Source organism: uncultured Flavonifractor sp. (assembly GCF_944385615.1).
Taxonomy (GTDB): Bacteria; Bacillota; Clostridia; order Oscillospirales; family Oscillospiraceae; genus Flavonifractor.
The window spans coordinates 39112-56987 of sequence record NZ_CALWXV010000007.1 but is presented as its reverse complement, the minus strand read 5'-3'; the positions used below and the strand labels follow the sequence as shown (position 1 = coordinate 56987).

Annotated in this window: 19 protein-coding genes; 8 read left to right on the top strand and 11 right to left on the bottom strand. The window is 58.5% G+C overall.

What is annotated here, in order from left to right; translation table 11 throughout:
- Window positions 1-38: 38 nt before the first annotated feature.
- The 3 genes from Q0J75_RS03710 to glyA all read right to left on the bottom strand — a co-directional run bounded on the left by Q0J75_RS03710 (window position 39) and on the right by glyA (window position 3509).
- A complete protein-coding gene (locus Q0J75_RS03710) occupies window positions 39-1310 on the bottom strand; it encodes a replication-associated recombination protein A (protein WP_297196915.1) in 1272 nt (423 codons plus the stop codon).
- A gap of 79 nt (window positions 1311-1389) precedes the next feature.
- Window positions 1390-2160, bottom strand: coding sequence for an S-layer homology domain-containing protein (locus tag Q0J75_RS03705; protein WP_297196912.1), 771 nt, complete (start codon window positions 2158-2160; stop codon window positions 1390-1392).
- Between the two features lie 107 nt (window positions 2161-2267).
- On the bottom strand, window positions 2268-3509 hold the full coding sequence (gene glyA / locus Q0J75_RS03700; RefSeq protein ID WP_297196909.1) for a serine hydroxymethyltransferase: 1242 nt from the start codon (window positions 3507-3509) through the stop codon (window positions 2268-2270).
- A gap of 138 nt (window positions 3510-3647) precedes the next feature.
- Here glyA and nth point away from each other — a divergent pair, with 138 nt between their 5' ends.
- From nth to Q0J75_RS03670, 6 genes are all read left to right on the top strand, one after another.
- A complete protein-coding gene (nth, locus tag Q0J75_RS03695) occupies window positions 3648-4289 on the top strand; it encodes an endonuclease III (protein WP_297196907.1) in 642 nt (213 codons plus the stop codon).
- 478 nt (window positions 4290-4767) lie between these two features.
- Window positions 4768-5424, top strand: coding sequence for a ComF family protein (locus tag Q0J75_RS03690; RefSeq protein ID WP_297196905.1), 657 nt, complete (start codon window positions 4768-4770; stop codon window positions 5422-5424).
- Window positions 5425-5616: 192 nt separating this feature from the next.
- Window positions 5617-6639: a rod shape-determining protein gene (gene mreB, locus Q0J75_RS03685; protein WP_297196903.1), complete on the top strand. Its 1023-nt coding sequence runs from the start codon at window positions 5617-5619 to the stop codon at window positions 6637-6639.
- A gap of 173 nt (window positions 6640-6812) precedes the next feature.
- Window positions 6813-7853, top strand: coding sequence for an ABC transporter substrate-binding protein (locus tag Q0J75_RS03680; RefSeq protein WP_297196901.1), 1041 nt, complete (start codon window positions 6813-6815; stop codon window positions 7851-7853).
- 121 nt (window positions 7854-7974) lie between these two features.
- Window positions 7975-8922 (top strand): ABC transporter permease, encoded by a 948-nt coding sequence (locus Q0J75_RS03675; protein WP_297196899.1) that lies wholly within the window; start codon window positions 7975-7977, stop codon window positions 8920-8922.
- Window positions 8915-9694, top strand: a complete 780-nt coding sequence (locus Q0J75_RS03670) for an ABC transporter ATP-binding protein (RefSeq protein ID WP_297196897.1) — start codon at window positions 8915-8917, stop codon at window positions 9692-9694. Before Q0J75_RS03675 ends, Q0J75_RS03670 begins: the two co-directional genes overlap by 8 nt.
- A gap of 76 nt (window positions 9695-9770) precedes the next feature.
- On the opposite strand, the gene Q0J75_RS03665 is transcribed toward Q0J75_RS03670, so the two are convergent.
- The 5 genes from Q0J75_RS03665 to Q0J75_RS03645 form a co-directional block, all read right to left on the bottom strand.
- Window positions 9771-10349 (bottom strand): AAA family ATPase, encoded by a 579-nt coding sequence (locus Q0J75_RS03665; protein ID WP_297196895.1) that lies wholly within the window; start codon window positions 10347-10349, stop codon window positions 9771-9773.
- A 23-nt stretch (window positions 10350-10372) separates the two neighbouring features.
- A complete protein-coding gene (locus Q0J75_RS03660) occupies window positions 10373-11782 on the bottom strand; it encodes an MATE family efflux transporter (RefSeq protein ID WP_297196892.1) in 1410 nt (469 codons plus the stop codon).
- Window positions 11783-11878: 96 nt separating this feature from the next.
- Window positions 11879-12316 carry a MarR family winged helix-turn-helix transcriptional regulator gene (locus Q0J75_RS03655; protein ID WP_297196890.1) on the bottom strand — a complete coding sequence of 146 codons (438 nt, stop codon included), beginning with the start codon at window positions 12314-12316 and terminating at the stop codon, window positions 11879-11881.
- 148 nt (window positions 12317-12464) lie between these two features.
- On the bottom strand, window positions 12465-13241 hold the full coding sequence (locus tag Q0J75_RS03650) for a type III pantothenate kinase (protein ID WP_297196888.1): 777 nt from the start codon (window positions 13239-13241) through the stop codon (window positions 12465-12467).
- Window positions 13242-13257: 16 nt separating this feature from the next.
- Window positions 13258-13725, bottom strand: coding sequence for a metallophosphoesterase family protein (locus Q0J75_RS03645; RefSeq protein ID WP_297196886.1), 468 nt, complete (start codon window positions 13723-13725; stop codon window positions 13258-13260).
- A 72-nt stretch (window positions 13726-13797) separates the two neighbouring features.
- On the opposite strand from Q0J75_RS03645, the gene Q0J75_RS03640 reads away from it, so the two are divergent.
- Both Q0J75_RS03640 and Q0J75_RS03630 read left to right on the top strand, forming a co-directional pair.
- A complete protein-coding gene (locus tag Q0J75_RS03640) occupies window positions 13798-14058 on the top strand; it encodes a hypothetical protein (protein ID WP_297196884.1) in 261 nt (86 codons plus the stop codon).
- A gap of 460 nt (window positions 14059-14518) precedes the next feature.
- Entirely contained in the window at window positions 14519-14803 is a 285-nt protein-coding gene (locus Q0J75_RS03630; protein WP_297196880.1) for a hypothetical protein, read from the top strand.
- 3 nt (window positions 14804-14806) lie between these two features.
- Here the strand turns inward: Q0J75_RS03630 and Q0J75_RS03625 are convergent, their stop codons facing one another.
- The 3 genes from Q0J75_RS03625 to Q0J75_RS03615 are packed head-to-tail and all read right to left on the bottom strand — an operon-like array spanning window position 14807 to window position 17867.
- A complete protein-coding gene (locus Q0J75_RS03625; RefSeq protein WP_297196878.1) occupies window positions 14807-15565 on the bottom strand; it encodes a hypothetical protein in 759 nt (252 codons plus the stop codon).
- Window positions 15566-15603: 38 nt separating this feature from the next.
- The gene (gene wecB, locus Q0J75_RS03620; protein WP_297196877.1) at window positions 15604-16755 is read right to left on the bottom strand and encodes a non-hydrolyzing UDP-N-acetylglucosamine 2-epimerase; all 1152 of its coding nucleotides are present in this window, start codon (window positions 16753-16755) and stop codon (window positions 15604-15606) included.
- On the bottom strand, window positions 16752-17867 hold the full coding sequence (locus tag Q0J75_RS03615; protein ID WP_297196874.1) for an MraY family glycosyltransferase: 1116 nt from the start codon (window positions 17865-17867) through the stop codon (window positions 16752-16754). The genes wecB and Q0J75_RS03615 overlap by 4 nt, the downstream gene beginning before the upstream one ends.
- Window positions 17868-17876: the final 9 nt, after the last annotated feature.

The following is a 17876-nucleotide window of genomic DNA, read 5'->3' as shown; positions in this document are numbered from 1 at the left end:
ATGCGGGAAGCGGACAATTTATGCGGACAACCCGGAATTTACCGTTGGGGGCCTATGATAGCCTCCCAGTAACGCTTTGCGGCCTGCTCTACCTTATTGTCTCCATAGTGGTAATAGCACCTCCCCACCAACGGGTCGGGCAGATACTGCTGCTTGACCCAGTGATTGGGGAAATCATGGGGGTACAGATACCCCTGCTCCCGCTCCATCCCCGCCGAATCGGCGTGGACGTTTTGCAGGTGCCGGGGGTAGTCCCCCGTCTTGCCTGCCCGCACGTCGGCCTGGGCGGCGGCAATGGCCTGGTACACTGAATTGGATTTGGGAGCGGTGGCCAGCAGGACCGCCGCCTGGGCCAGAGGGAGCCGAGCCTCGGGCAGTCCAAGCTGAAGGGCGTTGTCCACGCAGGCCTTGACGATGAGGGCAGCCTGGGGATAGGCCATGCCCACGTCCTCGCTGGCCGAGCACAGTAGCCGCCGGATGGGGGTAATCAGGTCCCCCGCCTCCAGCAGCCGGGCCAGATAGTGGAGGGCGGCGTCCGGGTCGGAGCCGCGCAGGGACTTCATGAGGGCGGAGGCAATATCATAGTGGTCGTCCCCCTCCCGGTCATACCGCATGGCGGAGCGTTGGGCGACAGTCTGGGCATCCTCCAGTGTGACCAGGAGCTTTCCCTGCTCCCGCCTGGCCGAGTTGAGGAGCAGCTCCACCGCGTTCATGGCCTTGCGGACGTCCCCGCCGCAGGCGGCGGCGATGTGTTCCTTTACCCCATCTTCACAGACCACCTCCCCCTCCAACCGCGCTTCCATGAGCCGGATGCCACGCTCTACGGCGGGGAGCACGTCAGCGGCGGTGAGAGGCTTGAACTCAAAGACGCTGGAGCGGCTGAGCACCGCATTATACACATAAAAATAGGGATTTTCGGTTGTGGAGGCAATAAGGGTGATCTTACCGTTCTCCATAAACTCCAGCAGGGACTGTTGCTGCTTCTTGTTAAAGTATTGGATCTCATCCAGGTAGAGCAGTACTCCGTCAGGCGCCAGCATAGTGCCGATCTGCCCCATAATCTCCTTGATATCGGAGATGGAGGCAGTGGTGGCGTTGAGCCGGTGGAGAGGCCGGTTGGTGCGTTTGGCGATGATGTTGGCCACAGTGGTCTTACCGGTACCGGAAGGGCCGTAAAATACCAGATTGGGAATATTGCCCCCCTCAATAATCCGGCGGAGCAGGCCGTTTTCCCCTAAAATATGCCTCTGCCCCACCACCTGATCCAGAGATTGGGGCCGGATCTCATCTGCCAGCGGCCGGTATGCCATAAAAATGCCTCCTTACTAAAAATGGAGCGGAAGTACCTTCCGCTCCATGCTAACACATGTTCTGTTTTTCGTAAAGGGCTCACAGGTCGGGGATATTTTTGTTTCCCCGGCTGACAGGGGCGTTGGTATAAAGCCGCAGCAGGGTAAGCACCGCCTGTTCCCGGGTATAGGTTCCCTGGGGATTGAACACACCACCGCCCCCCTGCATCACCTTCAGTTCCAGCATAGCATCCACCGCGTCACGGGCCCAGTCGGCCACCAGCCCCATATCCGCCATGGTCCCGGTGACGGAGGCGGTATGGGTTCCGCCGTAGATCTCATAGCAGCGCATCAGCATGGCGGCTGCCTCCTGTCGGGTGATGGGGCTGTGTGGGTCAAAAATGGTGCTGCTGCGGCCATTGATGATACCCAGGGCGTAGGCCGTATTGCCGTAGCCTCGCTCCTCCGGCACATGGAGATCGGTAAAATTCCCCCAAGCCCCGCAGAAAGTATTCCACCAACTGCCTGCGGGACCGAAGGGCTTGCCATCTCGGTCGGTGCTGACCGCACAGTACTTGCTGACAAAGCTGCTGTCGCTGGAAAAGCCGTACTGGAAGGCCAGGAAGTGGACCACCATCTGGGCAAACTCCACACGGGTGATGGGGTTTCTCCAGTGGGTCTGGAGGTTGGTGGGCACCATGCCCAGCACAATGGCCTGCTTTACCTCGTCATAGGCCCAGGGGGAAGGCACATCGTCGGGCAGCACCACCGCGTCGCCGTCGGCATTGCTCTGGCTGCCCACCGCACGGGCCGCCGGTAGGCCGCTCACCATCAAACAAATCGCCATCATCAGCGCCAGAAACCGCCTCAAAACCCTCAGTCCTTCCTATTTTTCCTTTGATTCATCATACCATGGCCGCCCCTGTCCGTCAAGCAATGAAACGGGCGTGCCGCAGGATATGCGGCACGCCCGGTCGATTACTCGTACAAAGGATACTTGGCGGTAAGCTGGGCCACCTGCTCCCGCAGCTGGTCCTGCTTGCCCTCAAAGTCGGTGGCAGTCTGCCACATGACCTTGGCAATGACCGCCATATCCTCCTCCCGGAAGCCCCGGGTGGTGGCGGCAGGAGTACCCACCCGGATGCCGCTGGTGATGAAGGGCTTCTCCGGGTCGTTGGGGATGGCGTTTTTGTTGACGGTGATGTTCACCTCGTCCAGCCGGTACTCCATCTCCTTGCCGGTGAGGTGGGCGGGCCGCAGGTCCACCAGCATCAGGTGGTTGTCGGTGCCGCCGCTGACCAGGTCGAAGCCCTCCTTCAGCAGGGCCTCTGCCAGAGCGGCGGCGTTGTTGATGATCTGCTGCTGGTAGGTCTTGAACTCCGGCTTGAGGGCTTCGCCCAGAGCCACCGCCTTGGCGGCGATGATATGCTCCAGAGGGCCGCCCTGGCTGCCGGGGAAGATAGCCGAGTCGATCTTCTTGGCCAGCTCCTCCTTGCACAGGATCATACCGCCCCGGGGGCCCCGGAGGGTCTTGTGGGTGGTGGTGGATACCACGTCGGCATAGGGCACCGGGTTGGGATGGAGCCCGGCGGCTACCAGACCGGCGATGTGGGCCATATCCACAAAGAGATAGGCCCCAACCTCATGGGCAATATCGGCAAAGATCTTAAAGTCAATGATCCGGGGATAGGCGGAGGCGCCGGCCAGGATCATCTTGGGCTGGTGCTTCTTGGCCAAGTCCCGCACCTGGTCGTAGTCGATATAGCCCTGATCGTTGACGCCATAGGCCACCATGTGATAGTTCTTGCCGGAGAAGTTGACGGGAGAGCCGTGGGTCAGGTGGCCGCCGTTGGCCAGGTCCATGCCCAGCACCGTATCCCCGTGCTCACACAGGGCCTGATAGACCGCAAAGTTGGCGTTGGCGCCGCAGTGGGGCTGTACGTTGGCGTGGTCTGCCCCAAAGAGCTGGCAGGCCCGCTTCCGGGCGATCTCCTCTACCACGTCCACGCACTGGCAGCCGCCGTAGTACCGCTTGCCGGGATAGCCCTCAGCGTACTTGTTGGTGAGCACCGTGGCCGCCGCCGCCAGCACCGCGGGGCTGACGAAGTTCTCCGAGGCGATGAGCTCAATGTTGCGCCGCTGGCGGTCATACTCCGCCCGGACAGCCTGCCCTACCTCCGGGTCCTGGGCCGTAAGAAACTCCATGATATCCTTGACCAATTTCTGTCGCCACCTTTCTGGTTTTTAACGATTTAGTTTATTATAATGGATAGCCGCTGAAATTACAATTGTCACCATAGGAAAAACCCCCTCGTTTTTTGTCTCATCCTGTGTTATATTGTCTAATGAGGTGATCCCATGAAAGACCATCAGGACGTTTTAGCCATCGTGGAGGAGCTGAAGCGGCTCTATCCCGACGCGCTGTGTTCCCTGCAATATCCCAAGCCCTATGAACTGCTCTTTGCTGTCCGGCTGGCCGCCCAGTGTACCGACGAGCGGGTGAACATGGTCACGCCCGCGCTCTATGCCCGCTTCCCTACCCTGGAGTCTCTGGCGGAGGCAGACGTGGCCGAGGTGGAGACCTACATCCACTCCACCGGCTTTTTCCGGGCCAAAGCCCGGGACATTGTGGCCGCCTCCAAAATGCTGGTGGAGGTGTACGGCGGCGTGGTGCCCGACAAGATGGAGGACCTGCTGAAGCTGCCCGGCGTGGGCCGCAAGACCGCCAATCTGATTCTGGGGGACGTATACCACACCCCCGGCGTGGTGGTGGCCGACACCCACTGCATCCGCATCACCGGCAAGCTGGGCCTGACCGACGGTACCAAGGACCCGGTCAAAGTGGAGGCCCAGCTGAGAAAGGTATTGCCGCCGGAGGAGTCCAGCGACTTCTGCCACCGGATGGTGCTCCACGGACGGGCGGTGTGTACCGCCCGCAAGCCGGATTGCCAGAACTGTACCCTGCGGCCCTGGTGTAGTTTTTTCCAGAAAAGCGTGTAATCTATAGAGCCGCCGTCCTCTTCCAGGGGGGTACATCCAATAGGGGACCGCAGCCCCCTGATTGGTCGTTTTAAGGAGAGGGGTTTTCAAAGGGGAGAGGGAAATCGAAATCCCTCTCCCCTTTGACGGCTCTTTGGTTCCTTTCTGGCCGTCCAGAAAGGAACGCGCCCCGGAGGGCGAAACTATCTATATCTACCACCTATAAATATCGTCAAATTTTATGCCGTAAAAATGCACTAACATTTAACTAACTTTTCGTGCATAAGATATGCTTTGCTTACCACGGATGAAGGGAGGCAAAGCATATGGGAAAAACCACACATCTCAGTATACGGACCGACAAAACACTGCATGATAAGCTCCAATATGCGGCCGCCTATGAGGGCCGTTCTATGAGCGGACAAATCATGTATCTGATTCAGACGTGCATCCGGGAATTTGAAAAGGAGCACGGGCCGATTCCGGCGGAGGACAACCAATGAGCGGGCCGCTGGGGGTGCTGCTGGACCTGCTCTTCCCGCCTAAGTGCGTCTTTTGCGGGAAGGTGCTGGACTCTGGCGAGGACGGGCTGTGCGCCCGCTGTCAGCGGGACCTGCCCTGGCTGGCCGACGGCGAGGCGGAGCTGACCGGGGAATTTTTCTCCCTGTGCGCCGCACCTCTGCGTTATCAGGACAAGGTGCGGGATTCCATCCGCCGCTATAAATTCAACGGCCGCCGGGGGTATCACAAGCTCTACGGCAAGCTGGTGGCCCAGTGCGTCCACGACCACCTTGCCGGGCGATATGACCTCATCACCTGGGTCCCCCTCTCCCGCCAACGCAAAAAGGAGCGGGGCTATGACCAGGCTTTCCTGCTGGCCAGCGCCGCCGCTTTGGAGCTGGGTGAGGTGGCGGTGGAGACTCTGCAGAAAGAACGCCATACCGCCGCCCAGTCCGGTCTTACCGAGGCCGCCCAGCGGCGGGCCAACGTACTGGGGGCCTATACTCCGGTGGACCCGGAGCTGGTGGCGGGCAAGCGAGTGCTGCTCATTGACGACGTGGTGACCACCGGCTCCACCCTGTCCGAGTGCGCCCGCACCCTGCGTACCATGGGGGCCAAGGATGTGGTGTGCGCCGCCCTGGCCCGGGCCAGATAGTCGGACTGACCGGTCGCCCGCCCGTAAAATTTAGAAAATTAGCGGAAATTTACGTTGAAATAGGGGCTATACTTCTGTATAATAAAGGGGATTCAGACTGACGCCCGAAGAAGGGCACATGCTGACGTATAAGAGCGAATTCCTGAAAAATCAGCCATTCATGATATAGAACAAGAACTTCGAGGTGCAGGTATGTTCAGTAAGGATATCGGTATTGACCTGGGTACAGCTTCCATTCTGGTTTATGTAAAGGGTAAGGGCGTGGTGCTGCGGGAGCCCTCCGTGGTGGCCATTGATAAAAATACGGGCAAGCTGCTGAAAGTCGGCACTGAGGCCCAACAGATGTTGGGCCGTACCCCCGGCAATATTGTCGCCATCCGTCCCCTGCGGGAGGGCGTCATCTCTGACTACGACATGACCGAGCGGATGCTCAAGGAGTTTATCCGCAAGGTGACCTCTTTCCGTCTCTTCAAGCCCCGTATTGTGATCTGCGTTCCCTCCGGTATCACCGAGGTAGAAGAGCGGGCTGTCATCGATGCGGGCATCCAGGCCGGCGCCCGCCGGGTGTACCTGATCGAGGAGCCTGTGGCCGCCGCCATCGGCGCGGGCATCGACATCGCCAAGCCCGACGGCCACATGATCGTGGACATCGGCGGCGGCACCACCGATATTGCCGTCATTTCCCTGTCCGGTATCGTGGAGTCCACCTCCATCAAGATCGCCGGCGACCAGTTTGACGAGGCCATTGTCAAGTATATCCGCCGCAAGCACAATGTGCTCATCGGTGAGCGTACCGCCGAGGAGCTGAAGATGCAGATCGGCTGCGTCTTCCCCCGCCCCGAGGAGCAGACCTTGGAGATCAAGGGCCGCTGCCTGATGACCGGCCTGCCCCGGGTGTTCTCCGTGTCCTCCAGTGAGATGATCGAAGCTTTTGAGGAAGTCTCCACCCGCATTTTGGAGGCCATCCACGGCGTACTGGAGCGCACGCCCCCTGAGCTGGTGGCCGATATCTCCACCAACGGTATCTGTATGACCGGCGGCGGCTCCCTGGTCTGGGGCTTTGACAAGCTGATCGAGTCCCACACCGGCATTGAGACCCACGTGGCCGACGACGCTATCTCCTGTGTGGCTTACGGCACCGGCAAGAGCCTGGATGATGTGGACAGTATGCAGGATGGCACCATCAACCTGTCCCGCCGCAAGCAGATGAACTGAATTGATCCTACCCAAGGGGTGTGCCGCAAGGAGCGCGGCACACCCCTTTTATTGACCTACATTGTCAAGGAAATATCATACTTGACTTTTGGCCTTTTAAGTGCTAAACTGCAAAAGCAAGGTGAGTGCTGTATGAATACTCACCTACCTATGCAGGAAAGAGGTTTTTTACGATGAACAAGAAACTGCTGGCCGGACTGCTCACCGGCGCTATGGCTCTCTCTCTGATCGCCTGTGGCGGCGGCACCTCCGGCAACGCCAGCACCCCCTCCGGCGGCGCGTCCGCCTCCCCCTCCGGCTCTACCGAAACCGCTTCCGGTTCCGCAGGCAGCTATAATGTGGGTATTGTTCAGCTGGTGCAGCACGATGCGCTGGATGCCGCTACTCAGGGTTTCCAGGACAAGCTGAAAGAGCTCATTGAGGCCGACGGCGGCTCTGTCACCTTTGATCTGAAAAACGCCTCCGGCGATTCCGCCAACTGCACCACCATTGTCAACGGCTTTGTATCCGACAATGTGGACCTGATTATGGCTAACGCCACCGCTTCCCTCCAGGCGGCCCAGGCCGGTACAGTGGATATTCCCATTCTGGGCACCTCTATCTCCGACTATGGCACCGCCCTCGGTGTCAGCGACTGGACCGGCACCACCGGCACCAATATCTCCGGTACCACCGATCTGGCTCCCCTGGACGGCCAGGCCGAGATGCTTCAGGAGCTCTTCCCCGATGCGCAGAATGTGGGCCTGCTCTACTGCTCCGCTGAGCCCAACTCCGCCTACCAGATCAACACTATCAAGCCGATTCTGGAGGAGATGGGCTATGTCTGCACGGAGTATGCCTTTACCGACTCCAACGACGTGGCCTCTGTGGCTCAGAACGCCGCCTCCAACAGCGACGTGATCTACATCCCCACCGATAATACCGCCGCCTCCTGCACCGAGGCCATTGCCAACGTGGTCCTTCCCGCCAAAGTGCCCGTCATCGCCGGTGAGCAGGGCATCTGTGCCGGATGCGGCGTGGCTACCCTGTCCATTGACTACTATGAGCTGGGTCAGGTGACCGGTGAAATGGCCTATGAGATCCTGGTAAACAACGCCAATCCCGGCGATATGGAGATCCAGTCCGCCCCCAATTTCACCAAGATGTACAACGCCGCCAACTGTGAGGCTCTGGGCATCACCATTCCCGACGGCTATACTGCCATTGAGGAGTAAGATATACCGCTCTCCCTTCCTGGCTTTTCACCAAAAAAGCGGAAAAGGCTTTCCTTTTCCGCTTTTTTGTTCTATGATATAAATCGTGTTTATACAGATCATTGTACGGGAGGAATTGATCGTGGAATTTTTTGCAAGCCTGCTCTCCGCGCTGCCCGGCGCGGTAGCGCAGGGACTGATCTGGGGCCTGATGGCCATCGGCGTGTACATCACCTATAAGGTGCTGGACCTGGCCGACCTGACGGTGGACGGCACCATGGCCACCGGCGGCGCGGTGTGCATCATCCTGATGACTAATGGAGTCAATGTGTGGGTTGCCCTGGTATGCGCCTTCCTGGCCGGTATGCTGGCGGGACTGGTCACCGGTGTGCTCCACACTTTTATGGGGATTCCCGCCATTTTGGCCGGTATCCTGACCCAGCTGGCGCTCTACTCCATCAATCTGCGGATCATGGACGGTAAGGCCAACACCGCCATCAACCCCAATAATTTTGACCTGCTGGTCTCCCTGCGCAACGTGCGCAGCCTGACCATAGAGAATCCCATCTTTGTGGCTGCGGTTTTTACCATTGCCATCATCGCCCTGCTCTACTGGTTTTTTGGTACCGCGCTGGGCTGCTCTATCCGGGCCACCGGCGCCAATCCCAACATGAGCCGGGCCCAGGGTATCAACGTCAACTTCAACAAAGTGCTGGGCCTGATGATTTCCAACGGCCTGGTGGCGCTGGCCAGCGCCCTGTACTGCCAGTACCAGGGCTTTGCCGATGTCAACGCCGGCCGCGGTGCCATCGTCATCGGTCTGGCCGCCGTCATCATCGGCGAGGTGCTCTTTGGCCGGATCTTCCGCAACTTTGCCCTCAAGCTGCTGTCGGTGGCCTTGGGCGCGGTGATCTACTATGTGGTCATTCAGATCGTCCTCACCGCCGGTCTGAACACCAATGACCTGAAGCTGATTACCGCTGTTGTGGTAGCCATCTTCCTGGCCATCCCCTACTGGAAGGGCAAATATTTCCGCGGCAAGATGAAGATTCCTGCCGCCGCCGGAAAGGAGGCTACCCCCAATGCTTGAGCTGAAAGGGATCTATAAGACCTTTAACCGGGGCACCGTCAACGAGAAAAAAGCCATTGACGGCCTGGACCTGACCCTGGAGGACGGGGATTTTGTCACCGTCATCGGCGGCAATGGCGCCGGTAAATCCACCACCCTGAACCTGATCGCCGGGGTGTATCCAGTGGACGCGGGCACCATCCGCCTCAACGGTGTCAACATCACCAACCTGCCCGAGCATAAGCGGGCCAAATATCTGGGCCGGGTGTTCCAAGACCCCATGATGGGCACCGCCGCCACCATGGGCATTGAGGAAAATCTGGCGCTGGCCTATCGCCGGGGCAAATCCAGAGGGCTGAGCTACGGCATCAACAACGAGGAGCGCAAGCTGTATCGGGAGAAGCTGGCCATTCTGGGTCTGGGTCTGGAGGACCGCATGACCAGCAAGGTGGGCCTGCTCTCCGGCGGCCAGCGTCAGGCCCTTACTCTGCTGATGGCCACCCTGCAAAAGCCCGACCTGCTGCTGCTGGACGAGCACACCGCCGCCCTGGACCCCAAGACCGCCGACAAGGTGCTCCAAATCACAGAAAGTATCGTGGCCCGGGACAACCTGACCACCCTGATGGTCACCCACAATATGAAAAACGCCATCCAGTACGGCAACCGCCTCATCATGATGGATGCCGGCCGGGTGGTGGTGGATATCCGGGGCGAGGAGAAAAAGAACCTCACGGTCCGGGATCTGCTGGACAAGTTCAACGTGGAGAGCGACCGGATGCTTCTCAGTGAGTGATCCCTCCCCCTCCCTGCTGTCTCCATCAAAAAGCGCCTTTCCCATGCAAAACTGTATGGGAAAGGCGCTTTTTCAATCAGTAGAGCTGTCGGAGGATATCCACACACTTGTCAATGCCCAGGGCTCCGCTGTTCAGGGTGATGTCGTAGTTCTGGGCATGGCCCCACTTCATATTGGTATAAAACCGGTGATAGGCGGCCCGCCGCTTGTCCTTATCCTTTAGCCGTTGCTCCGGCGACTGGTCCCGCTCTCCGTAAACCGCTACAATACGATGAGCCCGGAAAGCCATGTCGGCATGGATAAACACCTTCAGACAGTCCGCCTTGTCCCGGAGGATATAGTCGGCACATCTGCCTACAATGACACAGGGCTCCTTCTCCGCCAGTTCGGTAATGATCCGGCACTGGATCTCCCAGAGATAGTCCTCATTGGTGGGGCCAAATGCCCGGTTGGAAAAGGCTGAGGCCAGAAAACCACCGGGGGCGTATTCGCCTGCGTCTTTGATATAGCGGGCGTCAAAACCGCTCTCCTGGGCTATCTTCTGGATCAGTTCGCTGTCATAACAGGGAATCCCAAGCACTTCCGCTGTTTTTTTGCCGATGGTACGGCCGCCGCTGCCAAACTCACGGCTGATGGTGATGATCCTGTTTTTCATATTGGGCGCTCCTTTCTCTCAAATCATCCATTTTCCGCCTGTTTCGCCGTTTCTTCATCATGCTCTTGCTGGTTGAACTTCTTCATCTCAATTCCGATCAACGTCACTGCCAGGATAAAGGCCAGGGCATCCGCCACAGGACCGGACCAGAGGATTCCGGTCACCCCAAGGAACATAGGCAGGATCATGGCCGCAGGCACCAGAAAGATGATCTGCCGGGACAGGGTAACGATGGCGGCTTTGGCGGGTTTGCCGATGGCCTGTAGGTAGATGGCGGCCACGGTCTGGAAGCCGTTCAGGGGGCAGAGCATCAGGAAGATGCGGAAGCACTTGACCGCAAACTCATTGTACAGCCCTTCCTCGGAGCCAAAGAAGGAGACCACGCTCATGGGGGCGAACTGGAAGATGAAAAAGGCGATAATGGCCACGATCTCCGCTGCGGCAATGGCAATTTGAAATGCCTTTTTGACTCGGGCAAAGTTTTTGCAGCCGTAGTTAAAGCCTACAACCGGCTGCGCGCCGGTAGCGATCCCCACCAGGATGGAGAGCATGATCTGGTTGACCTTCATCACAATACCCATAGCGGTCAGGGGAATTTCGGCGCCATAGATCGAGGCCGCGCCGTAGGTGGCCAGCAAATTATTGAACAGCGCCATAACAATGGTGATGGCGATTTGGGTGATGAAGCTGCTGACACCCAGGCTCAGAACATTGATACAGGTCCGCCGGTGGAGATGAAACACAGAGGAATCAAAGCGGAAGGTCTTAAACCGAGGCAGATATACCACCGACACCAAAAAGGACACCACCTGACCCATCACCGTGGCGATGGCGGCGCCCCTCACTCCCATCTGGAATACAAAGATGAAGATAGGGTCAAAAATGGTGTTGATGATGGCCCCCAGCACCATGGAGAACATGGCAAATTTAGGGCTGCCGTCCGCCCGGATCATGGCGTTCAGCGCCATGGAGATCATGGTAAAGGGCAGGCCGATGGCAATCACATAGCCGTACTCCAACGCGGCGGGACGCAGGGTGTCCGTAGCGCCGAACAGGGTCAAAATCGGGTTCATAAAGACCAGAGTAATGACCAGCATGGCGATGCCCGCGATGATAATCATGACCACCGCGTTACCCACGCCCCGTTTCACACTGGGCAGGTCCCCCTCCCCCAGCTTCAGGCTCAGGTAGGCCGCGCCGCCGTCGCCGATCAGCACCGAGAGATCCAGGGCAATGATGGTGATGGGAAACACCACGTTGGTGGCCCCATTGCCCAGGTAGCCCACACCCCAGCCAATGAAAATCTGGTCTACAATGTTATACAGAGAGTTTACTAACAGTGCAACCACACAGGGAACAGCAAATTTTGTAATCAACTTGCCAATAGGCTCGGTAGCAAAGGGACTCTTGCTTGCTGGGACTGCTTTTTCCATGGTTACTCGCGCTCCTTTTAGGTAATAGGTTACTTATTTACCAAAAAAGCAGGCAGCACACCAAAGAGACTCTCCTTGGCGCACTGCCTGCGGAATTCAGTTTTGCGTTTCCAGACAATTGTTTAACAACAGGTCGATCATTTGGAGCAGGGTCTCCCGCTGCTCCTCCGTAAAGCCGCTGCATAGTTCTGTCAGGGCCTCTGCGTCCTGTTCCAGAATCAGCTTATGGATTCCAGCCGACCGTTCTGTACAGGTGATCTTTTTATACCGCCGGTCCTTTGCGCTGGGGACGCATTGGATAAACCCCTTGCTTTCCAGCTTTTGCAGCAGCTTGGTCATGGCTGGATGGGTGACGCGCTCAATGTGCTCCAGATCATTCTGGTGAATTTCCTCTTGCCCCGCCGCCTCCAAACGGCTCACCGATCCCAACACCCGAAGCTGCACCGAAGTCAAGCCCATCATACTGGCCTTTTCGTCCATTCGTTTCCGAAAAGCCCGGTTAATGATGGCGATTTTCAAGCCAAACGGCATCATAGCGGATCTCATCCCACCTCTGTTAAATAAGTAACCAATTACATATTATATACGACTTACCCGGTTTGTCAAGAGTCTTCCTCATAAGAGGAAACATCCCTGAGCAAATAGATGCTCAGGGATGTTCCGTCAAACAGTATAAGGGTATTTACCGCCCTTTTTCCCGCTCATAAATAACGCGCAGGCCGTCCAACACCAACTGGTGGTCCACAATGTCGATGAGGTCGGTATTGTCTGCCACCATCCGGGCCAGGCCGCCGGTGGCGATGACCTTTACATCAGGCTCCCCCATTTCCGCCTTGGCCTGGCGGATCAGATACTCAATGGCCCCAATATAGCCCATGACCGCCCCTGCCTGGATCTGGCCCACAGCGGTGGTGTCCAGCACAGTGGCGGGCTTTACCAGCTCCACCCGGGGCAGCAGAGCGGTCTTTTGGAACAGGCCGTCAATGGATACCCGTACCCCGGCGGTGATACAGCCTCCCAGGTATACCCCGTCCCGGCTCACCGCGTCCAGAGTGGTAGCGGTGCCGAAGTCCAGGACGATGAGGGGAGCGCCGTACTTGGAAATGGCAGCGATGTCCGCCGCCGCCCGGTCGGGTCCCAGCCGCTCCTCGCTGGCACAGGGTACATAGGGCAGCCCAGGGTCCAGTCCATCGTCCAGCACCAGAGGGGTTTTGCCCACATATTTCTGGATGGCGTTGGTGAGGGTGTGCATGACTTGGGGCACCACCGAGCCGATGACCACGTCCTCGATCTGGTCCAGCTCCAGACCAAAGCGCTGGAAATACTGGCACACCAGCAGACCTAGCTCGTCAGAGGTACGGTCTCCCACTGTCATAACGCGGAAGCTGCCCTTCAGCTCCGCCCCTTCAAAAATGCCGAATACCATATTGGTATTGCCCACGTCAATGGCTAGCAGCATATCCCCTCTCCCCTTTCTACAGATGGCTGAGATAGCACACCGCGCCGCCGTCCTCCAGTACGGCTACAGCATAGGTGTGCGGACCGAAGGTACCCACCGAGCCGGGATTGACGATCCACAGCCCGTTTTCAAATTCACAGAAGGCCTCATGTGTATGACCGAAGCACAACAGTTGGGCCCCCGCCTCCCGGGCTGCCCGCACTGCCATGCCCATGCCCATCTTCACATGGTAGATGTGGCCGTGGGTCATCAGGATCTTGCAGTTATCCAGGGTAAAGATCCGCTCCTCCGGCAGGTCGGGCCGCCGTCCATCACAGTTGCCCGGCACATAGGTCACCGGGATATTGGGGAACTTTGCTGCCAGAGCCTCCGCGTCCCGGGCCAGATCCCCCAGATGGAGGATGCGGTCAGGGCTCTCCAGCCGCACGATATCCTCCATATTGGCCACATTGCCATGGGAATCAGAAAAAATCAGCAGTTTCACACAATCACCTTCTCAATGGCGGTACATATAATGAAGTGAACGCCATTATATATAAGAAATGGAGCTGATGGTATGGATCAGAAGAAACCAGACCCCACCGCCGCGCTGGAGCAAAACCGGGCGCTGCTGGAACAGGTGGTCCACTCGCCGGATGCCCAGCGGCTGATGGAGCTGCTCAATCAGACCTCCGGCGGCAAGGTCAAGACTGCCGCCGCTTCCGCCGCTCTGGGGGATACCAAGGATCTGCTGGCCATGGTACGCCAGGTGATGGGGAGCCCGGAGGGGGCCCAGCTCATCCAGCGGCTCAATCAGACCGCCCCCAAGCAACCCTGATGTGACTCTGAGGAGGGATGGCCCATGGCCCAGTGGGAAGAACAACTGAACCAGATATTGGGCGATCCCCAGGCCATGGGACAAATTATGTCCCTGGCCCAGTCGCTGTCCGGCAAGCAGGAGACTTCCCAGCAGGAGACTTCCCAGCAGGAGGACGCCCCGCAGGAGCCGGCGGACCAACCCGCTGTAGAAGAAGAGGACCACACCCCGGAGGAGTCGGCTCCCTCTCCCCTGTCGGCGCTGTCTGGGCTGGACCCAAAGCTGCTCCAGATGGGCATGGGGCTGCTGTCGGAGTATTCCGCCCAGGATGACAAAAAAACCGCTCTGCTGGCCGCCCTCAAGCCATTTCTCAAACCAGAGCGGCAGGCCAAGATGGACCAGGCCGTCCGTATTGCCCGGCTGACCCGGGTGATTCGGACGGCGCTGCGAATGTTCCGCGACCGGGGAGAGGAGGAGGACGATGTATAACCGCTACATCCCCAACGGAACCTCCTACACCAGGATTCCACAGGAGGACGACGTTCCCCCACCTCCGCCCCGGGAAGAGAAGCGCCCCCCGAATGCGGGGGGCAAGGAAAAGAGAACGAGCAGACTGTTGGGTGATCTGTTGAAGCAGCTGAAGCTGGACAGCCTGGATACCGGGGATGTGCTGCTGCTGCTTATCCTGCTCTTTCTCTTTCTGGAGGGGGACGATATGGAACTGGTCATCACTCTGGCCTTGGTGCTGCTGCTGGGGCTCGGATAATCCTTAACGCTGGACGGTATGGAGCACGGTACCATCGGGCAGGGTAAAAGATGCCTCTTCCGGTACCGGCTGGTCCACGGTATAGGCGATCATCCGATACACCAGCTGACCGTCCAGCCAGGTTTCAGCGCAGGCCAGCAAACCGCTGTCCACCGAGATCCAATACTGCTCTACATAGCCTTGGCTGTCGGGGACGGTCTCCACATAGATGCAGGCCAGCCCCTCCTTTTCCTCATAACCGGCGGCGGCAATGGTTGCCTGATCCAACGCCAGAACATCTTCATAGGTGGGGATGCGCTGACCCTCCAGATCCGCGGAATCCTCTTCCGCTTTGCCGTTCAGCACCTGACTGCTCCCCCCATACCACAGCCAAAATTGCCCATTTCCCACAATGGAGTGGCGGACGGTGCCGCCGGGCTGGGTGGCGGTGGTATGGGTCCAACCTCCGTCCACCCACACAGTAGCGTGGGTGACGCCGCTCTCCCCTTCTCCCCAGAAATCCTCGATGGTGACGGTACGGCCATAGCTGTCCGGCCGGGAGAGGGTATTGCCAATCACATGCTGGACGGTCTGTGGAGTGATATCTACCCACACATAATCATCCGCCCCGTCCGGCTCCTGGGTGGGGCTGGCCGCCGGGGTGGGCAGCTGGATCTTGGCTGTATCAGGGGCAAACAGCCCCAGGCCGAAGCTGGAGAATATGGCCACGGTGATGACGATGCCAATAAGCACCACCAGAATATTGCGGTTGCGCCGTTCCATACCCTCCCTCCTTCCGGCTGTGCTGATGGAAAGGAAACCTACTTGACCCCAAAAGCCTCCGGCTTGTCTACCCGCAGACCGAACTGCCATTCGATTGCGTCTGCAATGCGGCGGCAGGCGAACCCATCGCCGTAGGGATTGACCGCGTGGGCCATGGCGTGATAGGCGCTTTCATCGGTCAGCAGTTCAGAGGCCATCTGGAAGATAGTCTCCTCCTCGGTGCCCGCGATCTTCACCGTACCAGCCTCCACCGCCTCGGGCCGCTCGGTCTCCCGCCGCAGGACAAGCACCGGCCGCCCCAGAGCGGGGGCCTCCTCCTGTAGTCCGCCAGAGTCGGTCATGACCAGATAGGAGCGGGCCATCAGATTGTGCATTTCCGCCACATCCAGCGGGTCGATCAGATGGATGCGGGGATGACCGGACAGGTACTTGGACGCCGCCTCCCGCACCACCGGAGACAGATGAACTGGATACACCAGTTCCACATCCTCAAAGGCCTCCGCCACCCGACGCAGAGCGGTCATGATGTTGGCCATAGGCTGGCCATAGTTTTCCCGGCGGTGACAGGTGACCAGAATCACCTTTTTATGTTCATAGTCCAACTCATTAAGCAGCTCAGTTGCAAAGCGATAGTCCTTCACAACTGTTGTCTTGAGAGCGTCAATGACGGTATTGCCGGTGATAAACACTCCACCGGTGATATCCTCCCGGGCCAGATTGGCCTGGTTGGATTTAGTGGGGCAGAAATGCAGGTCGGCAATATCCCCCACCAGCTTTCGGTTCATCTCCTCCGGGAAAGGAGAATACTTGTCCCAGGTCCGCAGTCCAGCCTCCACATGCCCCACCTTGACCTGATGATAGAAGGCAGCCAGAGCACCGGCAAAGGTGGTGGAGGTATCCCCGTGGACCAGCACCAGATCGGGCTTGGCCTGCTCCAGCACCTCCTCCATGCCCAGCAGGCACTTGGTGGTGATGGTGGACAGGGTCTGACGGGGCTCCATAATGTTCAGATCATAGTCCGGCTTGAGCCGGAAGAGTTCCAACACCGCGTCCAGCATTTGGCGGTGTTGGGCGGTGACACAGCAGATGGACTGAATATTCTGCCGGCTTTGCAGCTCCAGCACCAGAGGGGCCATTTTGATGGCCTCCGGCCGGGTGCCAAAGATGGTCATAACACGGATCTGCTTCATTTTTCTCTCTCCTCCTGCCCTTGTTCCGGATTGGACGCCTCTTCCTGCTCTTTTTCGTGCTCCTTGCGGTTGTTGCTCAGGAAGATATGCCCGGCGATGGCCCCGGCAAAGCACAGGGCCATCAGCAGCAGCATGGCCTTTACCGGTCCGCTGGTGGTGAGTACCACGGCGGACAGGCCCAGAATGGCGCTGATGATATAGAGCACCGCCACCGCCTGCTTCTGATTAAAGCCCATATCAATGAGCCGGTGGTGCACATGGCTGCGGTCAGCGTGCATGGGGCTCTGACCATGGGCAATACGGCGGATAAAGGCAAAGGCAGTGTCAAAGATAGGCAGGCCCAGCATGAGGAAGGGCACCGCAAAAGAGATGATGGTATAGAACTTGAACAGGCCCTGCACCGACACCACCGCCAGGATATAGCCCAGGAAGGTAGAGCCGGTATCCCCCATGAAGATTTTGGCGGGGTTCAAGTTGTAGGGCAGAAAGCCGATACACCCTCCGGCCAGGGCGGCCATGAGGATAGCCACATCCCCCTCGCTCACCACCAGAGCAATGACCAGCAGGGTCATGGAGCTGATGGTGGACACACCGCACGCCAGACCGTCCAGGCCGTCGATCAGGTTGACGGCATTGGTGATGGCTACGATCCACAGCACAGTCACCGGGATGGACAGCCAGCCCAAATTCCAGTACAGGTCGGAGGAAAAGACATTGGGGTTGGACAAGGTCTGGATGATATTGCCCGACAGCACCGCCACCAGGGCGGCTACGATCTGTACTACGAATTTAAAGGTGGCTTTCAGACTGTAAATATCATCAAAAATACCCAGCACCACAATGATGGAGGCCCCCAGCAGCATCCCCCGCATCTGGGTATTCAAATCCAGAAAGAGCAGCACGCTGAGCAGGAAGCCCAGGAAAATGGCAAGGCCCCCCATCCGGGGAATGGGATGGTCGTGCATCCGGCGGTTGTCCTTGGGCACATCTACCGCGCCCATTTTAAAGGCCAGGCTCTTGACCACCGGGGTAGCCACCAGCGCCACCAGGAAGGCCACCACCAGAGCGGCCGCCACCAGTCCCATCAGGGGAAGCTCGGAATTGTTCGGCATAGGAAAAAT